The sequence below is a fragment of the Bradyrhizobium sp. Kon69 genome, assembly GCF_055807515.1.
This window is the reverse complement of the sequence record NZ_JBVVOS010000180.1, coordinates 1-349: the sequence shown is the minus strand read 5'-3', so window position 1 is coordinate 349 and position 349 is coordinate 1. Positions and strand designations below refer to the sequence as shown.

General features: G+C 55.6%; 1 protein-coding gene. It reads left to right on the top strand.

Annotated features, from left to right (window positions below; translation table 11 throughout):
• Positions 1–12: 12 nt before the first annotated feature.
• The coding region (locus tag AC0L3U_RS38730; protein WP_473365012.1) for an amino acid permease at positions 13–349 on the top strand (337 nt) is incomplete at its 3' end.

The window sequence follows — 349 nt, the reverse complement described above, 5'->3', positions numbered from 1 at the left end:
ATGTTCAGCTTCATGGGCACTGAAATCGTCACCATCGCGGCAGCGGAGTCCCATAGCCCCAGCAAGCAGATTGCGCGCGCCACCAACTCGGTGATCTGGCGTATCGGTCTGTTCTACATCGTCTCGATCTTCATGATTGTGTCGATTGTCCCGTGGAATGATCCAGCTCTCACTGTCGTGGGCTCGTACCAGCGAGCACTGGAGTATCTCTCCATTGCGAACGCGAAGTTCATTGTCGATATCGTGGTATTGGTTGCTGTTGCCAGCTGTCTGAACTCCGCTATCTACACCGCGTCGCGGATGCTGTTTTCCTTGGCCAAGCGGGGAGAAGCGCCGGCGTTTCTGAAGG